Annotated in this window: 20 protein-coding genes; 7 read left to right on the forward strand and 13 right to left on the reverse strand. The window is 32.8% G+C overall.

The window, feature by feature from the left end:
• Positions 1 to 128 precede the first annotated feature (128 nt).
• Both LPB248_RS03795 and LPB248_RS03800 read left to right on the forward strand, forming a co-directional pair.
• Positions 129 to 905 carry a carboxypeptidase-like regulatory domain-containing protein gene (locus LPB248_RS03795; RefSeq protein WP_177210254.1) on the forward strand — a complete coding sequence of 259 codons (777 nt, stop codon included), beginning with the start codon at positions 129 to 131 and terminating at the stop codon, positions 903 to 905.
• Positions 906 to 996: 91 nt separating this feature from the next.
• Positions 997 to 1335 carry a DHCW motif cupin fold protein gene (locus tag LPB248_RS03800; RefSeq protein ID WP_177210255.1) on the forward strand — a complete coding sequence of 113 codons (339 nt, stop codon included), beginning with the start codon at positions 997 to 999 and terminating at the stop codon, positions 1333 to 1335.
• Between the two features lie 69 nt (positions 1336 to 1404).
• Here LPB248_RS03800 and LPB248_RS03805 read toward each other — a convergent pair whose 3' ends face one another.
• Positions 1405 to 2865 (reverse strand): aminoacyl-histidine dipeptidase, encoded by a 1461-nt coding sequence (locus LPB248_RS03805; protein ID WP_177210256.1) that lies wholly within the window; start codon positions 2863 to 2865, stop codon positions 1405 to 1407.
• A gap of 178 nt (positions 2866 to 3043) precedes the next feature.
• Between LPB248_RS03805 and LPB248_RS03810 the strand changes: the two genes are divergently transcribed.
• From LPB248_RS03810 to LPB248_RS03820, 3 genes are all read left to right on the forward strand, one after another.
• On the forward strand, positions 3044 to 4105 hold the full coding sequence (locus tag LPB248_RS03810) for a DUF3810 domain-containing protein (RefSeq protein WP_177210257.1): 1062 nt from the start codon (positions 3044 to 3046) through the stop codon (positions 4103 to 4105).
• Positions 4106 to 4247: 142 nt separating this feature from the next.
• Positions 4248 to 4742, forward strand: coding sequence for an RNA polymerase sigma factor (locus LPB248_RS03815; protein WP_008462500.1), 495 nt, complete (start codon positions 4248 to 4250; stop codon positions 4740 to 4742).
• 8 nt (positions 4743 to 4750) lie between these two features.
• Complete coding sequence (locus tag LPB248_RS03820; RefSeq protein WP_177210258.1) at positions 4751 to 5383, forward strand: hypothetical protein; 633 nt, start codon at positions 4751 to 4753, stop codon at positions 5381 to 5383.
• A gap of 254 nt (positions 5384 to 5637) precedes the next feature.
• Here LPB248_RS03820 and LPB248_RS03825 read toward each other — a convergent pair whose 3' ends face one another.
• Positions 5638 to 6447 (reverse strand): lysophospholipid acyltransferase family protein, encoded by an 810-nt coding sequence (locus LPB248_RS03825; protein WP_177210259.1) that lies wholly within the window; start codon positions 6445 to 6447, stop codon positions 5638 to 5640.
• Positions 6448 to 6573: 126 nt separating this feature from the next.
• Positions 6574 to 7224, reverse strand: coding sequence for an NUDIX hydrolase (locus LPB248_RS03830; RefSeq protein ID WP_177210260.1), 651 nt, complete (start codon positions 7222 to 7224; stop codon positions 6574 to 6576).
• A gap of 92 nt (positions 7225 to 7316) precedes the next feature.
• On the opposite strand from LPB248_RS03830, the gene LPB248_RS03835 reads away from it, so the two are divergent.
• Positions 7317 to 7754: a DUF4268 domain-containing protein gene (locus tag LPB248_RS03835; RefSeq protein ID WP_177210261.1), complete on the forward strand. Its 438-nt coding sequence runs from the start codon at positions 7317 to 7319 to the stop codon at positions 7752 to 7754.
• 70 nt (positions 7755 to 7824) lie between these two features.
• Here the strand turns inward: LPB248_RS03835 and LPB248_RS03840 are convergent, their stop codons facing one another.
• Genes LPB248_RS03840 through mnmA form a run of 5 tightly spaced genes read right to left on the reverse strand, consistent with a single transcriptional unit; the run spans position 7825 to position 13207 of the window.
• The gene (locus LPB248_RS03840; protein WP_177210262.1) at positions 7825 to 8931 is read right to left on the reverse strand and encodes a TlpA disulfide reductase family protein; all 1107 of its coding nucleotides are present in this window, start codon (positions 8929 to 8931) and stop codon (positions 7825 to 7827) included.
• A 52-nt stretch (positions 8932 to 8983) separates the two neighbouring features.
• On the reverse strand, positions 8984 to 9394 hold the full coding sequence (locus LPB248_RS03845) for a hypothetical protein (protein WP_177210263.1): 411 nt from the start codon (positions 9392 to 9394) through the stop codon (positions 8984 to 8986).
• A 20-nt stretch (positions 9395 to 9414) separates the two neighbouring features.
• Positions 9415 to 10359 (reverse strand): NAD(P)H-dependent flavin oxidoreductase, encoded by a 945-nt coding sequence (locus LPB248_RS03850; RefSeq protein ID WP_177210264.1) that lies wholly within the window; start codon positions 10357 to 10359, stop codon positions 9415 to 9417.
• 8 nt (positions 10360 to 10367) lie between these two features.
• Positions 10368 to 11975 carry a S8 family serine peptidase gene (locus LPB248_RS03855; RefSeq protein WP_177210265.1) on the reverse strand — a complete coding sequence of 536 codons (1608 nt, stop codon included), beginning with the start codon at positions 11973 to 11975 and terminating at the stop codon, positions 10368 to 10370.
• 44 nt (positions 11976 to 12019) lie between these two features.
• Complete coding sequence (gene mnmA, locus LPB248_RS03860; RefSeq protein ID WP_177210266.1) at positions 12020 to 13207, reverse strand: tRNA 2-thiouridine(34) synthase MnmA; 1188 nt, start codon at positions 13205 to 13207, stop codon at positions 12020 to 12022.
• 142 nt (positions 13208 to 13349) lie between these two features.
• Between mnmA and LPB248_RS03865 the strand changes: the two genes are divergently transcribed.
• A complete protein-coding gene (locus LPB248_RS03865; protein ID WP_177210267.1) occupies positions 13350 to 15227 on the forward strand; it encodes a PEP/pyruvate-binding domain-containing protein in 1878 nt (625 codons plus the stop codon).
• Here the strand turns inward: LPB248_RS03865 and LPB248_RS03870 are convergent.
• The 5 genes from LPB248_RS03870 to LPB248_RS03890 all read right to left on the reverse strand — a co-directional run bounded on the left by LPB248_RS03870 (position 15224) and on the right by LPB248_RS03890 (position 21031).
• Positions 15224 to 15781, reverse strand: coding sequence for a DUF4956 domain-containing protein (locus LPB248_RS03870; protein WP_177210268.1), 558 nt, complete (start codon positions 15779 to 15781; stop codon positions 15224 to 15226). The two genes, LPB248_RS03865 and LPB248_RS03870, sit on opposite strands and share 4 nt — an antisense overlap.
• An 89-nt stretch (positions 15782 to 15870) precedes the next feature.
• Complete coding sequence (locus LPB248_RS03875) at positions 15871 to 16596, reverse strand: toxin-antitoxin system YwqK family antitoxin (RefSeq protein ID WP_177210269.1); 726 nt, start codon at positions 16594 to 16596, stop codon at positions 15871 to 15873.
• A 94-nt stretch (positions 16597 to 16690) separates the two neighbouring features.
• Positions 16691 to 18604 (reverse strand): membrane protein insertase YidC, encoded by a 1914-nt coding sequence (yidC, locus tag LPB248_RS03880; RefSeq protein WP_177210270.1) that lies wholly within the window; start codon positions 18602 to 18604, stop codon positions 16691 to 16693.
• Positions 18605 to 18684: 80 nt separating this feature from the next.
• Positions 18685 to 20298 (reverse strand): CTP synthase, encoded by a 1614-nt coding sequence (locus tag LPB248_RS03885; protein WP_177210271.1) that lies wholly within the window; start codon positions 20296 to 20298, stop codon positions 18685 to 18687.
• 496 nt (positions 20299 to 20794) lie between these two features.
• Complete coding sequence (locus LPB248_RS03890; protein WP_177210272.1) at positions 20795 to 21031, reverse strand: DUF3820 family protein; 237 nt, start codon at positions 21029 to 21031, stop codon at positions 20795 to 20797.
• Positions 21032 to 21289: the final 258 nt, after the last annotated feature.

Here is a 21289-nt window from a genome sequence, read left to right on the forward strand (position 1 = left end):
TGGAATTTGGGATTTTTTCTTATATCTAATAATCTTATCAATGTCTTTGTTAATTTTCTTATAATTAAATTCCAAGACTATGAGATATTTAATCCCGATTTACTACTTTTAGAGCTTTAAATCAGGATATGAAATATTTCGCAGTTTTCTTTTTTACACTTCTCGCTCACATTGGTTTCGCACAAGACACAGAGCAGCCAACAGTTCCTCAAAGAGTTTCAGGTTATGTTATTAACGACGACAGCAAACAACCGCTTGCTGGCGTAAATATCATTAACACCAATAAAGTACGTGGTGCAAAATCTGACGAAAAAGGGTATTTTGAAATTGATGTGCAAGTCAATGACACGCTTCATTTTTCTATTCTAGGATTTCAATCGCTAAGAATCAGGGTCACAAATGACTGGATAAAAAATAAAGTAACTAGAATTCAGCTTACTGAAAAAGCAATTGCTTTGGAAGAAGTTGTTATTGCACCTTTCTCTTTGACTGGATATCTTGAAATTGACTCTAAATTAATTCCAACAAAAGAAAACTACCGTTATAGCATTTCAGGTTTAACGCAAGGTTACGAAGCTGGAGAATATGCTCCAAATGCTTTTGGAAAAGTCCTCGGTTCGATCTTTAACCCTGCTGACATGCTTTATAATTTCTTTGGGAAGAACGGAAAAGAACTCAAGAAGCTAAAGGAAATGAAAAAAGACGATACCGTACGAACGCTTTTAGAGTCCAAATACGATCGCGAAACGGTTGCAGTATTATTAGGCATCAGCAAAGATGAAATTCCTGAAATTATGCATCGCTGCAACTATTCTGATTCTTTCATTCAGTCTGCAAACGATCTTCAGATTATGGATGCAATCAGCGCTTGTTACGAACAGTATAAAGTTTTGAAACGAAATTAAACTCACAACATAAAAAATCAATCCTCATTTTTAAAATTGAGGATTTTTTTTGTTTTAAATATAACTACTAACTAACAAAACCACAAAAAAAATGTCTACAATACCTTTTCAGACGATTGATTGGAGTGAAATCGAAAAAACAGAACACACAGGAGAAACCGGAACTGCTTATTGGCAGACCATACAGTTAGGAGGTTTACGTGTTCGAAAAGTTGTTTACAGTAAAAATTATCTTGCTGATCACTGGTGCCAAAAAGGACACATCGTGCATTGTTTGAAAGGGAATTTCATCAATGAATTAGATAACGGTGAAAAAATGATATTAACAAAGGGGATGACCTATATTGTTTCTGACGATATGAGTTCTCATCGCTCCGTTACAACTAAAGGTGTCGAATTGCTAATAATAGATGGGGACTTTCTAGTTTAGTCTCAGTTTACAGTCTCAGTATACAGTTTTATAAAACCGAGTACTGAGACTGTAACTGAACACTAAATATTATTTAACCGGAATATTTGAAAGAATTTCCAATACGAATTTCCAGTATTTTTGAGCAGAAGAAATACTTGCTCTTTCGTCTGGAGAATGCGCTCCGTGAATTGTTGGACCAAAAGAAATCATATCCATATCCGGATAATTTGTTCCTAAAATTCCGCACTCTAAACCAGCGTGACAAGCCACAACTTTTGGCTGTTCGCCATTTTGCTTTTCGTATATTTCTTTTAGAACTTCTAAAATTTCAGAGTTTACGTTTGGTGTCCAACCTGGATAAGAACCAGAAAGTTCTACTTCGCATCCAACTAACTCAAAAGCAGAACGTAACGAATTAGCCAAATCAAATTTTGAAGATTCTACAGAAGAACGTGTTAAACATCCAACTAAAATTTCACCGTCTTTAATTACTACACGAGCAATATTATTTGAAGTTTCAACCAAATCGGCCATATCAGCGCTCATTCTATAAACTCCATTCTGCGCTGCGTAAATCGCTCTGATGATTCCTTCTTGAACACCAAGTTCCATTACTTTTTCAGGTAAATCTCCTTTTACGATTTCAATTGATAAGTTTGGTTCAGTTGTTTTATATTCTGCTTTGATATCAGAAATAATCTCCTGCATATCATAAACATATGCCTCATCAAACATTTGAGAAATAATTACCTTGGCGACGCTTTCTCTTGGAATAGCATTTCTAAGACTTCCGCCGTTGATTTCTACAATCTGTAAACCAAAATTTTCAAATGCATCAAATAATAAACGATTCATGATTTTATTGGCATTTCCTAAACCTTTATGAATATCCATTCCTGAATGCCCACCGTTTAAGCCTTTTACTGTAATGGTATAACCAACCGAACCTTCCGGAACTTCTTCTTCATGATACGTTCTTGTAGCCGTTACATCAATTCCACCCGCACATCCAATATCAATTTCATCATCCTCTTCTGTATCCAAGTTCAATAAAATCTGACCTTGCAAAATTCCACCTTTTAGATTTAAAGCTCCAGTCATTCCTGTTTCTTCATCAATTGTAAACAAAGCTTCGATTGCTGGATGTGGAATATCTTTGCTTTCTAGAATTGCCATAATAGTCGCCACTCCTAGCCCATTATCAGCTCCAAGTGTTGTACCGCGTGCGCGAACCCAGTCACCATCTACATACATATCAATACCTTGTGTATCAAAATCAAAAACGGTATCGGCATTTTTTTGATGTACCATATCTAAATGTCCTTGCATTACGATTGGTTTACGGTTTTCCATTCCTGGAGTTGCCGGTTTTCTGATGATTACGTTTCTGATTTCATCTTCGAAAGTTTCTAAACCTAAGCTGTTTCCAAAGTTTTTCATAAACTCAATTACACGCTCTTCTTTCTTCGATGGACGAGGAACAGCATTTAAATCTGCAAATTTGTTCCAAAGTGCTTTTGGTTCCAGATTTCTTATTTCTTGACTCATTATATTTTGTTTGATGTTTAACAATTAAGAGCTTCAAAGTTACAAAGTTTATATTTTTTTTCGCCACAAATTTCACGAATTAGCACTAATTATCCACTTTAAAATCAAATTTCACAAATACTATTCTTTTTTAGTTACAAATAATTGTGTTTATATTTACGTATCTAAAATTTACCTTGTGAAATCAAAATACGTTTTACCTTTATTTCTAATAGTTCAAATCATCTTTTATAAAATCCTTCCATGCTTCCCAGATTTTGTTGAAGGTTTTTACAGTAAAAATTTATTCGCTAGGATTTCACATTTTTCTAGAACGGTTTTAGGCAATATTCCGTTTTCTGTCGGCGACATCATTTATGCTATTTTGATGATTTCTATAATTAGCTGGTTTTGGAAAATAAGAGGAACATGGAAGACTAATTGGAAAGATCATCTTTTAAAAATAATAGGCAAAATTTCTGTTTTTTACTTTTTCTTCCATCTGCTTTGGGCTTTCAATTATTATCGCAAACCTCTTTTTGAAAAAATGGAAATCAAAAGAGAATATACCGATACTGATCTTTTGGCTTTCACCAAAAAATTAATTGCAAAGACGAATGAAGTTCAGTTTCAAATCACAAAAAATAAAAGCTCTAAAATTGTCTTTCCATATTCACAGAAAGAGTCATTTAACATGATTTTAAACGGTTATGATAATTTAGCAAAAGAACATACTTATTTTGAATACAAAACCTTAAGCGTAAAAAAATCATTGTTCAGCCTTCCTTTAACTTATATGGGATTTGGCGGTTATTTAAATCCATTTACAAACGAAGCGCAAATTAACGACTTATTGCCAATGTACACTTTTCCGCTAACTACATCTCATGAAATGGCACATCAGATTGGTTTTGCAAGTGAAAGTGAATGCAATTTTATTGGTCTTTTGGCTTCTGTCAAAAATGACAATTTATATTATCAATATGCAGGATATAGTTTTGCATTACGCTATTGTCTCGGAATCTGGCAATTTAAAAACGAGAAAATTTTTGAAATACTAAAGAAACAAGTAAATACTGGAATTTTAAAAAACTATCAAGAAGACCAAGATTTCTGGAAAAAATATGACACATTTATAGACGAAGGTTTTCATTTTCTATGGGATAGTTTTTTAAAAACAAATAACCAAAAAGACGGAATGAAAAGCTATAGTAAGTTCATCGATTTGACGATTAATTACTACAAAACAAGGCAACTATAAAGTTTGCCACTGATTACATAAATTTCTAAAAATGCAACTTTTATCTATTCTGTTTGAGAAGTAATTAGAGAAATTTGTGAAATTCGTGGCAAAAAGTAAAACACAACTGTAACAAAAATGATTTCATAACTACTAATACATTATGAGCGAAAATCTAGAACAGTCATTTGTTGCGCAGCTGCAGGCAAATCAGAATATAATCCACAAGATTTGTAGATTATATACTGCTGGCGAAGATGCTCATAAAGATCTGTTTCAAGAGATCACCATTCAGCTTTGGAAAGCTTATCCAAAATTTAGAGGCGACAGTAAATTTTCGACTTGGACGTATCGTGTTGCCTTAAACACAGCGATTACCTTATACCGTAAAACCAAAAGAACTATATCGACCGTAGATTATGAAAACCACCAGCATTTTGTAAAAGATGTTGACTACAATTATGAAGAAGAAGAACAGATTAAACTGATGTACAAAGCAGTTTATCAATTAAATGACATCGAAAAGGCATTAGTTTTTATGTATTTAGAAGACAAAGATTATCAAGAAATAGCTGAAACCCTAGGGATCAGCGAAGTGAATGCGCGCGTGAAAATGAACAGAATTAAGGGGAAACTTAAAAAAATACTAAATCCTTAAAAATTATTATGAAAGAACTGGATTTATTAAAAAAAGACTGGCAAAAGAACTCAGGTTCTTTTCAACAAATTTCTGAAAACGAGATCTACAAGATGATTCACAGAAAGTCATCTTCCATTGTAAAATGGATTTTGATTATCAGTATTTTGGAAATTTCGTTTTGGACATTTTCAAATATTTTCATCAATACAGACGATGTGCTGCATAAAATGAATCATCCTGAAATTGTAACAGCTTTAGAGTTTCTAACGTATTTCAATTATGTTGTCGTTTTAATTTTTGTTTACATTTTCTATAAAAATTATAAAACCATTTCGACCACAATAGCTACAAAATCTCTAATGAGCGCTATTTTAAGAACTCGTAAAACAGTACAATATTATGTTTGGTACAATTTAGGAATGATTGTAATTACAGCCATTTTGAGCTTCTTTATTGCTTTTGTCTACAATCCAGATATGGAGTTTCTAAGAAACAAATTAGCAATGAACGGAAAAGCCATGTTTGTAACAATAGGTATTCTATTCTTAGTAATCTTAGGTTTCTTTGGATTGTTCTGGTGTTTCTACAGAATTATCTATGGAACGCTTTTAAGAAGACTGTATGCTAATTATAAGGAGTTAAAGAAAATAGATTTCTGAAAAAGGTTCTAAGGTTCTGAGATGCCAAGGTTCTAAGTTTTTCTTTAAGGCACAAAGATTCTGAGTTGCAAAGGGACAAAGTTTTTTCTACTTGAAACCTAAAACCATAAACACAAAAGCCTGATAAAAAATCGATTTGTCACCCTGAGCGATCCCGAGGCTTCGGGAGAAGGGTGCAAAGTTAAGCTTCAACTTCGCTCAGCCAGAAAAAGCAAACTTGAAACCTTAAACTTGAAACAAAATAAAACCAACTTTTAATAATCCCAACGTCTTAATTTGTTTAGTTCTTCTTGTACTTTGATTTCTTCAGCAGGAATAACTTTTAAAAATGATGGATGTTGTTCAATTGCGTATTCTACTTTTTCTACAATTTGTTCGATTGTATCATTTTCATAATCAATATCTAGAGGTTCTTTGATAATGAAAGATTGCAGTATTCCTTTTTTCTTCATTCGAAGTCCTTTTTTATCGAATGATCTGCGGAAGCCGTCAATTACAATTGGAATAACAATTGGTTTATGCTGTTTGATAATATGCGCAGTTCCTTTACGAACAGGCTTAAATGATTTTGTAGTTCCTTGAGGAAAAGTAATCACCCAACCATCTTCAAGCGCAATTCTAATATTTTCAGTATCGTTTGGGTTCACTTCACGTTTTTCGGTAACATCAACACCTTTTGCGCGCCATGTTCGTTCAACGGTAATTGCACCGACATAAGCCAAAATTCTCGGTAGCAAACCAGCTTGCATAGTCTCCTTTGCCGCAACATAATAAATGTTCATTTTAGGCTGCCACAGATAGCCGATATTTTTAATCGTGTCTTGACGTCCAGATAAACTCGCATTAAACACATGAAACATCGCTACCACATCTGCAAAATAAGTCTGGTGATTGGATATAAACAAAACATTATTATCTGGAAGCGTTTTAATAATCTCAGATCCTTCAATCTGTAATTCATTAAAACCTCTATATCTTCTATGAGTCATGGCTCCCAAAATACGGATTAACCATTTCTTGATGAATAATATATGCCCAAAAGGATTTCGTTTAAACAATCCCATAACTAATTTATCTTATTTTTTTGTTAGGTCGCAAACATACAAAAATTATTCTTTTAGCAACAGTATAAAACAATTTCTCCAATTAAGAGTTATCCAAATGAATATCAAATCATTAAATAAACTTTATCAAATTTCTTTTGCAATAACTTCTTGCAAAACATCTCTCAATTCACTCAAAATCATCGCTGTGGCTCCCCAAACAATATGGTTCTGAATATTAAAGGCTGGAACTAAAATATTTGCCCCATAAGAAGTTGATAATCTGGCTTCGATAATAATATCATCATTTAAAAAAACAGACAAAGGCAATTCTATAATTCCGGCTACCTCTCTTATATCAGGGTAAAAAGAAAGTTCTTCTGTTGCAATTCCTAAAAACGGATGCACCAAAAAATTACTTGGCGGAATATACATTGGAGAAAAACGCTTAACTATATTTATTTTGTCACTAGTAATTCCAACCTCCTCATGTGTTTCTCTAAGTGCTGTGGTTTCAAAATCTAAATCTTCCTTTTCATACTTGCCTCCCGGAAATGCAATCTGAGCCGAATGCACACCATCATAAGCGTTTCTAACAATTAAAACGAGATGTGTTTTTTCTTGTTTTGGATAAAAGAGCATCATTACTCCAGCCATTCTGGCATTTAACGCTTCGATATCAAGATTTTTTAATCCTTCTATACGTTCTTTGGGTGCCATTTTTAAATGTGAGGTTACTGCTGGCAGCTCTACAGGAATTATATTGGGAACATATTTCAAAAAGTCTTGAAAATTCATAATCAAAGCTTATTTTTGTACTTTCAAATAAAACATAAATATACTCCAGAAAACGCAGTACCACAAGTTTTCTATTATTAAAGCCTAAAAAAATGTACAGTAAAGAAGAATCACAAAGAATAAAAAGAGAATTTTGGGTAGCTTTTGCCGAAAAATATCCTCGTAAATGGGTGCTTTATGATACAAAGATCAAAGACTTTTCTTTTAAGTTTTATGTTGACAACAAAAAGGCTCAGGTTCTAATTGACATTGAACAGCGAAGCGATGAAAAACGCATTGCGTATTTCGAAAAACTGGAAGCTTTAAAAAATATTTTGGAGGAAGAATTTATTAAAGATTTAGTCTTTGAGAAAAACCATACTCTAGAAAGCGGTAAAACCATCAGCAGAATTTGGGTTGAAAAACTTGGTGTTGGTTTCAGCAATAAAAATACTTGGGATACAATTTTTGATTTTTTCAACGAAAATATGCACGCTCTAGAAATGTTTTATCTTGAATATGATGAGTTTATAAAAGATATTGAGGTCTAAAAAAATAAGGTACTAAGAAACTAAGATTCTAAGTCTTTTTATTCTGATATTTTAGAATTAAGAAATATTTTTATTTAATATGATTTTGAATCATAGTTTTAATTTTTTGATTCTCGTAACCAAAAAAGTTTTCTACTATTTTTCCATCTGGATCAATTAAGAAAAATGTTGGATAACCTGAAACGCCATATTTCAAAAGAGTTTCTCCTCCCGGACCTTTTCCATCATTTAATGTTATCCAGCCTGGTTGATCTCTTTGTAGGCCATTTTTCCAAATTAGTTCAGATTTGTCAGCGTAAAAACTTATTATAGTTAATTTTTCGCCTTTACTTTCAAAAACTTCCTTTATTTCTTTTACCGATTGAACACAAGGCCTACAATATGTTTCTGTAAAATCTAATAAAATATACTTTCCAATAAATTCAGAAAATTTTCTTGTTTTACCAAATTGATCTTTTGCTTCAAAATCAGAAAATAAATCTCCATTTTTTATTTGGTCACCAACTTTTAGATAACTCACAATTCTTTCACCGTAAATGCTATTTTTATATTTAGTATCAAAACTGCTATACAATTTATTGAATTCATTTTTATCAAAATCTTCTCTTAAATAAAATAGCTCACAGATTGCAGCAAATGTATTTAAGTTAGTTCTAATAAAATCTTTTTTGATACTATCTGTCGCTTTATTAATCGCATGTAATCGATCAACCTTTGCTTTTCTTAAAGTTTTATATGCCACACTAGAATCTGTTGTGGGTTTTCTTAAAAAAGCAACAACTTCATTTCTTTCTATATTGTATATTTTTGTCTTGTTGTTTAAAATTGACATTTTATCATGATGTATAGAACCTGAAACTTTTACGTTGTATGGAAAATCTTTTTTATCAGCATTTATAATTACATTTTCATTTGCTATGAACAAAGGAACACTATAAAATTCCTTTTCCGATTTAATTGTTAAGTAAATAGTTTTTGGCACATCTGTTTGTTTATTTCTTAAAACAAATTTTCCGTTTTTAACATAAGTACTATCAATAAACTCCATTATTTCTACATCATCTAATAGTACTTTATCGCCATCCTTAAAGCCAGAAATTGTACCTGATATGATTTTGTTTTGTGAAGAAATTGTTGTTGTAATAAATGATATGAGTAATAAAAGTATTCTTTTCATAATTAATTATTGTTCTTCTTTTAAAAAAAATCAGGCAATAAACTTGTTATTACTAAACAGTAATAATATTATAAACGATAATATGATCGTCGTAATTAATATATAACTGTTTTCTGTAGTCTTGTTTTTTTCTGGTGATTATAGAGAGCTTACATTCTTTTCCGTCATTATCTTTACACATAAAAGAATATACAATGTCGGTATCATTTTCTTCTCTTTCTATATAATCTAAAATACTGTAAAGCTGAATTTCTTGAGAATACACAACAATCCTATGTTTATTGGTATCTAAAACCACCGAAAGATTTACCAGATCCAGATTGGACCATTCTCCCCACTTACCTCTTTCATTTTTTTCTAGAACACTAAATCCAGAGGTTTTAAAATGATAAGACTGACTCTGAACCTGTTGCAATCCAAAAGCTAAAAACAATATCAATATGTAGGGGCGTAGGGAATTCATAAAATATTTCTTGCAGGTAATTAAAACTCAAAAGTACTCTTTTCTTTGGATGCGACTTCAAATTCGGCTATCATTTGTTGAACAATTTGCTCAACTGGTAAGATTTCATGAATCAGACCTGCTACTTGTCCAATTTCTAATTCTCCCTCATCCAAATCTCCTTCAAACATTCCTTTTTTTGCTCTTGCTCTTCCTAAAAGCTGAACCAATTCTTCTTTGGATGGACATTTTTGATACAAATCCTGAACATCCTGATAAAATTTATTTTTTATTAATCGAACAGGCGCTAATTCTTTCAATGTCAACTGCGTACCTCCTTCTATAGTACTAACTATAGTTTCTTTAAAATTATTGTGTGAAGAAGATTCTATAGATGCCGCAAAACGACTTCCAACCTGAACGCCATCTGCACCTAAAATCATTGCTGCCAACATTCCTCTTCCCGTAGCAATTCCTCCAGCTGCGATCAACGGAATCTGGATTTTTTCCTTTACCATCGGAATTAAAGTCAATGTCGTGGTTTCTTCACGTCCGTTATGACCTCCCGCTTCAAAACCTTCGGCTACAACTGCATCTACTCCAGCATCTTGAGCCTTTAAAGCAAAAACGCTGCTACTAACCACGTGAACAACTGTAATTCCTTTTTCTTTTAAAAAAGAAGTCCAAGTTTTAGGATTTCCAGCAGAAGTAAAAACAATTTTAACACCTTCTTCAACCACAATATTCATGATTTCTTCAATATTTGGATATAACATCGGAATATTGACCCCAAAAGGTTTGTCAGTTGCTTTTTTACATTTTTGAATGTGTTCTCTTAAAATTTCTGGATACATAGAACCTGCGCCAATAAGCCCAAGTCCACCAGCATTACTAACTGCTGATGCTAATTTATAACCACTGTTCCAAATCATTCCGCCTTGAATGATAGGATATTTAATATTGAAAAGTTGGGTGATTTTATTCATTAAGAAAATTATTGCTTGATTATCTTTCCTGTCTTATGCAGTTTATTGGCATCAAAACTATAAAAATAAAGTCCGCTTTGTAAAGATTGCAAAGACAGAACGGGATTTAAATTACTAATTTTTTCTTCAATTAACTTCTGTCCTAAAACAGAATAAATAGTTACTGATGCTGTATTGTCTTCATTTAAAAAAGAAAAAGTAATCGATGTTTGAGTTGGGTTTGGATAAACCGAAAAAGCAGTTTCGGCAATAAAATCATCAACACTCAAAGTTGCTCCAAAATTTGGTATTCCATATCCATAATTATTATCTGGATTGGCATATCTATCAGCAGATTTTACAATCATTTGTCTGATTTCTTTATTGGTTTTAGTTGGAAAAGCCTGCCATAAAGAAGCCGCCATTCCTGCCATTATTGGACATGAAAATGACGTTCCGCTTGCTGTCACAATATTTCCATTTGCATCAGAAACTACCGCCGATGCTCCTTGTGCCATAACATCTGGTTTTATTCTTCCATCGTAACTTGGTCCGATCGAACTAGAACTAGCTCTTACTTTAGAAGCATTAACAGAACCAACTGTCAATACAGAAACCGCATCTGCAGGAGCACCAATATGCTTTTCTACTTGAGTTCCTTCATTTCCGGCAGATGCCAAAACCAAAATTCCTTTGCTAAAAGCAATTTCAGCACCGCGAGAAATAAAAGTCGTAGTTCCATTCATCTCGCTGTAGGTGTGATTGTATCTAATTTCGTCTCTATCCAAAAAATATCCCAATGAAGTAGTAATTATATCAACACCTAGAGCATCAGCCTTTTCCGCAGCTTCTACCCACAGCGACTCTTCCAACGGAATCTCTTGAGCTTGAATTTCTGTAATAAAAAGATAGTAGGATGCATTTGGAGCTGTACCAACTAACGAATTTGTTTTAAAACCTCCCATTGTTGAAAGCACCGAAGTTCCATGAGAATCACCCGTATAGAAATTGCTATTTCTGGTGGTATAATCGTAACCACCTAGAATTTTATTATTATTTCTAAGATTTTCAAATGGTTGCGCAGTATTAACGCCAGGAAAACCGCCATCCATAACGGCTATAATTTTTCCTTCTCCAGTATAATTCTGCTGATGGAGAACTTGACCGTTTAGCATCTGAATTTGATTCGCAGAATTTCCGTAAGAATAATCAATTGTAGTCTTTAACTGTTCGTGAACTTGGTTTACCGAAGCTTCAGAAACTCTTTTCCCTGTAGTATTTAAAGTTCTATCGGCAAACTCTACTCTAGAAACAAAAGACAGTGTTTTTAAGGCATTAATATTCGATTGAGTTCCTTGAATATGAAGAGCATTCAGCCATTTTGATTGCGCTTTCACAGTAATTCCTGTGCTTGAAGCAATTTGATTTACATAAGAGATTTCTAGAGGAGCATCTGTAATAGCTAAAGCAATATTTTGGCTCGTTCTTCGATCCAAGGCTCTTTGTGAAAGCTCGCTTAACGGATTGTCATAAAAAGCTTGTACATTAGGTTTACCATTAAAATAAACCCACGCATCTTCTTGTGAAAATACTGTAAACGAAAGAAGTAATAAAAGAAAAGTAAAGCTACATCTCATCAATTTATACCTTAAAGGGATTTACTCCCAAATAAAGTATAAAGCTAAGAAATTACTCCCGAACCAACTAATTCATTTTCTAAATACCAAGCAACAAATTGTCCTTCTGTAATAGCAGACTGTGGCTCTTCAAACTCCACATACATTCCGTCTTCAAATTGATATAAAACAGCTTTTTGCAAAGGCTGACGGTAACGAATTCTCGCCATCACATCCATTTTCTCGCCAGCTTTCAGAGTCATGTCTTCTCTAATCCAGTGCACTTCAGATTCTCCAACAAAAAGTGCTTTTTTAAACAAACCTGGATGCTGGCTCGACATACCTGTATAAATAGTATTGGTTTCAACATCTGTAGCAATTACAAACAAAGGATCTGTTGTACCACCAACATTTAGACCTTTTCTTTGCCCAACTGTAAAATAATGAGCACCTTGGTGTTTTCCAACTACTTTCCCCATTGTTGGAAGATATTCTAATTTTTGAGACTCTAATTTTAGTCTTTCTTCCAAAGAAAGTTCAGCCGATTTCTCGACACTATAAATCGGATCATTTTTATCAATCTGAACAATTTTGCCATCTTTTGGCTGTAGTTTTTGCTGTAAAAACTCTGGAAGACGAACTTTTCCGATAAAACATAAACCTTGAGAATCTTTCTTTTCTGCAGTAACCAATTCCATTTCAGCAGCAATTTCGCGTACTTCTGGTTTTGTTAAAGCTCCAATAGGAAACAAAGCTTTTGACAATTGTTCTTGAGACAACTGGCATAAAAAGTATGACTGATCTTTGTTCACGTCATTTCCAGCAATCAATTGATAAACTGGTTTTCCGTCTACCTCAATTTCGCTTTTTTGGCAATAATGTCCTGTTGCTACATAATCTGCGCCAAGACTTAAAGCGATTTTCATAAACACATCAAATTTGATTTCACGGTTACAAAGCACATCAGGGTTTGGAGTTCTCCCTTTTTCGTATTCGTTAAACATGTAGTCAACGATTTTTTCTTTGTACTCTTCGCTTAAATCAACAGTTTGAAACGGTATGCCCAGTTTTTCAGCAACAAGCAAAGCATCATTACTGTCTTCCAGCCAAGGACATTCGTTAGAAATAGTAACCGAATCATCGTGCCAGTTCTTCATGAAAAGGCCAATAACTTCGTATCCCTGCTGCTGCAATAAATATGCTGCAACACTAGAATCTACTCCACCTGAAAGTCCAACAACTACTCGTTTCATTTTGAAATGTTTAATTTTTTAAGGTTGCAAAGGTACACCAAATAATAGAAAATTTCACCATGGTTTTCATTAGTTTAAGCAATCCCACAGTAGATAAAACTTATTACTTTTTTAAGTACATTTAATCATACATTTTTAAAACATGAAAAAATACATTTACAGCCTGTTTTTCTTTCTTGCCTTAACTTCTTTAAGCGCACAGCGATTTAGCGCGTCCCTGTCAAATTATGAAGCTTACAAGGCTTTTAGAGGAAAACCTTTGTCTGATAAATTTTCGAATATCGAATCGGTAAAGGTAATTTATGATATGCGAAAACAGAAAATGTATTATTTCAACAGTAGTGTTATTTTACTTCATTATGATTTTGTGGTTAACTATTTAGGCTACAGCCAAGATCTTGAAGTATTCAACAATGAAAATTACAGCGATACAGAAAAAAACAGAGATTTTCTTCTCGGAAATTTAAACCACATTAAAGGAACAGATAAATGGATTTTTGAACTTGCTGCCTCCGACCATATGTCAGTTCCATTAATTGAACGTTTTTTTGGTATGGTTAAAAATTCCACATTTATTGGCGAAAAATTAAAATTTTATTTGAACAATCCCGATATGATGCAATGGCATCAAGAACAGAAATTCAAAATTCCTTGCGTAAAATCAGATTATATTTTTGGCGAAATCAAATATCAAGAAGTTGTTCGAGGAACAAATATTGGAATTTTGAAGCAATACAAAATCAAGGAATTAGAAACCACAAAACCTAATTCTGATGAAATCATTATTTTGAACGGAACACCTGATGTTCTTCCAAATGTGCGAGGAATTATTGTAAACGAACTTCAGACGCCTTTAAGCCATTTAGTTCTTTTAGGAAAAAACAGAAAGATTCCGATTATGGCTTATACCGATATTGAAAAAGACAACAATATCAAAAAACTGCTTTCGAAAAAAGTAGAACTAAAAATCGAAGTCGATACTTTTTTCATCAAAGAAACAACCAAAAAGATCCCGGTAAAAACCTCTGGAAAAAAGAAAAAGCTTATTATTGATAATAGCATTACCGAATTAGTGAACTTGGCTGAAATTCCTAAAAAGGGAGTGAATTACATTGGTTCGAAGGCACAAAACATGGCGTATTTAATTGCTATTTCAAAAGAAATTCCATTTAAAGTACCCGAAAATGCGCATGCTATTCCGTTTTACTATTATACAAAACATATTCAGAATCCTGCTATTTCTCCATTAATTGCAGAACTTTTAGCTTTTCCACAAAAAGATTCTACAGTTTGGATCAATAAACAGCTTAAAAAGATTAGAGACGCTATCAAAAAAGAACCTATTGATCCTGAATTAATTTCGAAATTAAACATCGTTTTTAAAGATGCAAAATTCAAAAACTTCAGATTCCGTTCTTCTACAAATGCAGAAGATTTGGATGATTTTAATGGCGCCGGATTATACGATTCTAAAACAGGAATTATAGGCGATTCTATCAAAACTTTCGAAAAAGCAATCAAACAAGTTTGGGCAAGTGTCTGGAATGAGGCTTCGTATAACGAAAGAGAGCTTTTTGGAATCGATCAGCAGAATATTGCCATGGGCATTTTAGTGCATCGTTCTTTTCCTGACGAGTTAGCAAATGGCGTTATTATCACCAAAAATATATTTAGAGAAAACTTTCCAGGAATTACGGTTAATGTTCAAAAGGGAGAAAACTCGGTTGTTAAACCAGAAAAAGGAGAAATCTGCGAACAATTTGTCGCTTATCATTTTAATGACGGAAAAGATGAAACCGATTTTGATATCGACTATACTTCCAATTCAAATTTAAATAATAACGAACCGTTATTGACTCGAAAAGAAATGAGTAATCTGTATGATGTCAGCAAAAAAATTGAAACCAAAATGTATCGTTATTGGCGCAAAAACCAATTTCATCCTGTAGATATTGAGTTTAAAATTGTGGGCGAAAAAAGAGATTTATACATTAAACAAGTTCGTCCTTTCAACGATTAATAGAATACTAATAAATCTATTTCGTTGGCTGTTGTGTTGATTAATACAATTCGAAAATCAAAGTCTTCAATTTTAATTTTTTGCTGAATTGATTTTCGAATTACTTCAGAGTTTAATGAAAAGTTTTCGTCAAGCGAAATTTTTACATCAACTGAATTCAGGTATTTTGAAGCCTTTTTATTGACAATAATCGAAGCCGCTATGTAAAATCCGATGATTATGATCTGAAAGAATAGTAATAATTCAATCTTTTCAAACGGATACATAATATCTAAAATAGACAATGTGATTGTTGCAAACAGAAATATAATTGCATTTACGGTAAAGGATTGTGTCCTAAAACGAAGTATGGAGAAAATTGCGAAGAGACCAAAACCAATTCCGACGCCAATTTCAATTTTTGTAAAAAGGTAACAAAGTGAAAAAGTACATAATCCAACAATAACCATCAATGGATTTATGGTGGCGTTATCTTTTCTGTTGGAGAAAAAATATAAAACCAAAATCGAAAAAAACAAAAGTAAAAACCTCCCTAAAAGTTCATTTAAATCCATTGATCGGAATAATTAGTTACTCAAATGTAAACAATTTATTCTTTACCTATTTTATTTTTTAATGAATGAATTCTGAACTTTTTAGACTACTACTTTTTCGGCGATGCACCTTTCTCAGAAGCTTTATTCGTGTTTTTAGGATCACTCATATTTACTTCTTTCACCAATTTCCCTTTTTGATAAAATTGCCAGATTCCCGCTTTTTTACCGTTCACAAATTTACCTTTAGAAGCAACAGATTTATCAGAATCATAAAAAACAGATTCTCCGTTGTATTCGTTATTCATAAAGTTCGATTCTTCCAAAAGCGTTCCATCCTGACCTATTTTTTTATATGGTCCTTCTTTTAAACCATTTTTATACGTCATCTCTTCTGCAATTTGAGCATTTGGATAATAAATAGTTCTTAAGCCTTCTAGTTTTCCATTTTTGTAGTTCTCAACCGTCATTAAAACTTTAGACGCTTTATGATAGTATTTCCATTCTCCTTCTCTTGCTTTTCCAACTTCTTTTCCTTCGCTTACTTTATTTTTGCTTTGATCATAAAAAATAGTATATGAACTGCCATCATTAGCACTAAAATCTCTTGTAGCAACAACATCACCTTTTTTAGTATCATCAAAAAATTTAAAAACACCAGTTTCTTTTCCGTGATCAAAAGTTCCTTCATATCGAGGACGTTTAGATTCTGCATAAACACCTTTCCAAAGTCCATCTTTTTTTCCAGATGCATCAACTTTATTAATATCGGTTTGAGCATTTGACACTAATGCTGTCAGGAATAATAATCCAAATATGATTTTTTTTGAGATCATAATAAATTCTAATTTTTAAGCTTAACGAAAATCTTACTTATAAAGTATAACGGTATAAAAAAATCCCGATAAATCGAGATTTTTTTATTGAGAATTATTTCTTTTTATTCTGAGCTTTTGCGGCTTCCTGTTGTTCCATTACTTCTTGAAGACGTTGTTGGAACTTACTTGGCTTTTTAGGCTCTCTTTGTTTGTTTTCTTGAATCTGAGCGTGAATTTTATCACTATCAACAATATAATTCTTGATTACGAACATGATTCCGATTGTAATCAAGTTCGAAATGAAGTTGTATAAAGATAATCCTGAACCGTAGTTGTTGAAGAAAATTAACATCATTAATGGCGAAACATAAATCATGATTTTCATCATTTTTGCCATATCTGGCATACCTTCTTGTTGAGGAGCTGCCATTTGCTGATCTCCTGAAGTCATCTTCATGTAGAAGAAAATCGCAATTGCTGCCAAGATTGGGAACAAACTGATGTGATCTCCATACATCGGAATAGTGAATGGTAATTTTACAACCGAGTCAAAAGAAGATAAATCGTCTGCCCAAAGGAAACTTTTTTGTCTTAATTCAAACGCCGCAGGGAAAAACTGGAACGATGCATACATAAATGGCAACTGAATCAATGCCGGAATACATCCTGCCATTGGGTTTACACCTGCTTTGTTGTACAACTTCATTGTCTCCTGCTGTTTCTTCATTGGGTCTTTTTTGAATTTTTCTCCCAACTCTGCAATATCAGGTCTTAAAACTTTCATTTTAGCCTGAGACAAGAATGACTTATAGGTAATTGGCGACATAGCCAATTTGATGATAATTGTAAAAATAATAATTGCAATTCCTAATGACAATCCGATTGTTGAACTTAAGAATCCGAATAAAGGAATAAAGATCCATTTGTTGATCCATCCAAAGATTCCCCATCCTAATGGAATAATCTTTTCGAAATTTTTATCGTAAGCTTTTAATGTTTTGTAATCTGCAGGACCCATGTACAAATTCATTTTGTAATCGATCTCTCCATTTGAAAACGCTAAAGGCAAATTAGCTCTAAACTGCTTAGTGAAAACAGTATCGATTTTTTCGTCTTTAACTAAATCGTCAGATTGTAATTTTGAAGTTTCAAAAGGTTTGTCTGTAGATAAAATCGTAGTAAAGAAATGCTGTTTAAAAGCAACATAGCTCACTTTTGTAGGCGTCTCTTCTTTCCCTTGTCCGTGCGAACTTACGTTGTTGTATTTTGATTCTTCGTATTTAAAATCAATTTGTGCATAACGATTTTCATACGCAATACTTTTCTCATTTCTGTATGTTTTTAAATCCCATTGCAAATCAATTGGTTTTGCAGAATTTAAAACTCTATTTAATCCTTGAGAACGAATATCAAAACCAACTAAGTAATCGTTTGGTTTAAGAATGTATTTATATTCTAAAAATTCATTAGCTCCAGCTTTCAAACGCATAGACAAAACTTGGTCTGCACCAATTTTTTCTAATGTTGGTTCAAAGTACAAATCTTTAGAGTTTAATGTTCTATTATCTGTAGTAAGAAGTTGTAAATTTAAGTTAGAGTTGTTGTTTTTGATTAACTCAACTAATTGTCCAGAACCTTTTTTTAATCTTTCGAATTCTTTTAAAGTAGCTTCAACAATATATCCACCTTTATTAGCAATCTTCAATCTTAATTTTTCGTTTTCGATTGTAGTAAAAGCTTCTTTTGCAGAAGGAAGTGTTGCAGAATAAGCAAATCCTCCTAAAGTTTTTTGCAATTGCGCCAATTGAACTGTATCTCCAGGAGTTACAGCTGCAGCTGGTAATGACGCAGTTTTAGCTTTATCTGCTTTTGCTTGTGCTTCTTGTTTAGCAACTAATTCTTTCTTGGCTTTTTCAGCAGCAATTTCTTTTTCAGAAGGCTGATTTTGATACATAATCCAAATCAAAATTCCGAAGATCAATACAAAACCAATGATCGAATTAAAGTCTAATTTTTTTTCTTCCATTATTAATTTAAAAAGTTATTCGTTGAAGGTTATTAGTAATGAGTCTGACTCAAATGTTACATCTTCTCAGAATATAATTATTATTTTTTATGCGCATTTACCGCAGCAGCCACAAAGTTTACAAAGATCGGGTGCGGATTTGCAACTGTACTTTTGTATTCTGGGTGGTATTGTACACCAATAAAGAACGGGTGATTTTCAAGCTCTACGATTTCAACTAAACCTGTATCAGGGTTAACTCCCGAAGCTTTTAAACCAGCTTTCTGTAATTCATCAGCATATTTATTGTTATACTCATAACGGTGGCGGTGACGCTCCGAAATAGTTTTTTGTCCGTAAATTTTGTATGCTAAAGTGTCTGGTTTAATATCACATTTCCAAGCACCTAAACGCATTGTTCCTCCTTTATCGGTTACATTTTTCTGCTCTTCCATTAAACTCACAACCGGATGAGACGTTTTATCGTTCATCTCTGTAGAGTTCGCTTCTGCATAACCTAAAATATTTCTAGAATATTCGATAACAGACATTTGCATTCCTAAACAGATTCCGAAGAAAGGAATGTTGTTTTCACGTACAAAACGAACTGCTTCGATTTTTCCTTCAATACCTCTTTCACCAAAACCTGGAGCAACTAAAACCCCGTCTAGAGAACCTAATTTCTCTTCCACATTATCAGCATTGATATGCTCTGAGTGAATAGAAATTACGTTTACTTTTGTTTCGTTTGCAGCTCCTGCATGAATGAACGCCTCTAAAATAGATTTGTAACAATCCTGCATTTCTACATATTTCCCAACCAAACCAATATTTACAGTTTGTTTTGGGCTTTTTAATCTTTTTAAGAAAGTATTCCAGTTTTTAAGATCTGGAGATGCTTTTTTAGGCAAATCTAATTTCTTTAAAGCTACAACGTCTAATCCTTCTTCAAGCATTAAATTTGGAACTTCATATATAGTAGAAGCATCAATTGACTGAATTACTGCTTCTTTCTTCACATTACAGAATAAAGCTAATTTCTGGCGTAATTCCTGAGACAATTCGTGCTCTGTTCTACAAACCAAAATATCTGCTTTAATACCGCTCTCCATTAAAGTCTTAACCGAGTGCTGTGTTGGTTTTGTTTTCAACTCACCTGCAGCAGCCAAATAAGGAACTAATGTCAAGTGAATCACGATTCCGTTATTCTCACCTAACTCCCAAACCAACTGACGAACAGATTCTATATAAGGTAGAGATTCGATATCACCAACTGTACCACCAATTTCAGTAATTACAATATCATAATCGCCAGATTTACCCAGCAATTGCATTCTGTCTTTGATTTCGTTTGTGATATGAGGAACAACTTGAACCGTTTTTCCTAAAAATTCTCCTCTTCTTTCTTTTTCAATAACCGAAAGATAAACTCTTCCTGTAGTAACATTATTAGCCTGAGAAGTAGGAACGTTCAAAAAACGCTCATAGTGTCCTAAGTCTAAGTCAGTTTCAGCTCCATCATCTGTCACGTAACATTCTCCGTGCTCATAAGGATTTAAAGTTCCTGGATCAACGTTAATGTATGGATCAAATTTCTGAATAGTTGTACGGTATCCTCTTCCTTGTAACAATTTTGCCAAAGATGCCGCGATAATCCCTTTTCCTAATGAAGAGGTCACACCTCCTGTAACAAAAATATATTTTGTTTGATTCATTCTGTTGTTGTTTGTAAGTAGTTGTGTAAAAAACTTGGCAAAAGTACAAATTTAATTAGACAATTTATCAATTCCAGAATGAGATAATTTTTAAATTTTTAGAGTTCTTTCGATTTAAATAAAGGTTTAAAGTTACTCCATAAGAAAACGAAAGATTTTTCTGTTTTTAGCTGCAAATTCGCAACTAATAAACAATAACCTTAACAATTTAAAAATCCGTTTTTTTTATTGTATGGACAATCATTATAGATCCTTTTTTATATATGTAATATAAAATCGGGATTATCCCTTTGAAATTTTTCATGCAAGTAGACAATACTTGCTGCAGAGGTAAGTTTTGAGCAAAAAAAAAAATATTATAATTTAAAAAACACTGACTTGTACACATTTATGAATTCAGGCTGGAATTCTGTGGTATCACTTTGTTTTTGGAAATTATAATATTTTGTATTTCAAACTTATATAAAAAAAATCAAACTACCAAAGATTTTTCTTACTATTTTGCAGGGTTTGGATATTGCTTCTTAATATTACGTATCAATTCTTCTAATCCATTTAATTTTAATTCGTAAATAAGCTGTAATTGCTGCCCTAATTCTCCTTTTCGAAATCCTTTATTATGATACCAAACCACATAATATTCAGGCAAATCAATTAAGTATCTTCCTTCATATTTTCCGAAAGGCATTTTGGTGTGAGCTAATTTTATGAGTTGTTTTTTGTCTTGATCCATAGTTTTTAAGAAGAAAGAAGCAAGAAGAAAGACCAATGCTTTCTTCTTGCTTCAATTAGTTGCAAAGCTATTATTAATTTGCCACAGATTAAAAGGATTCTCACAGATTATTAAATCAAAAATTAAAAAACTTAGAACCTCAGAATCTTAGAACCTTAGCACCTTTTAAAAAAAAAAGAAGCAAGAAAAAAGAACCTATTTTCGTTCCCTCTTCCTGCTTCAAAAATATTTTTTAAGTTTTATTACTAATTTCTAAAA

The organism is Flavobacterium sp. LPB0248 (genome assembly GCF_013388355.1).
Lineage (GTDB): Bacteria > Bacteroidota > Bacteroidia > Flavobacteriales > Flavobacteriaceae > Flavobacterium.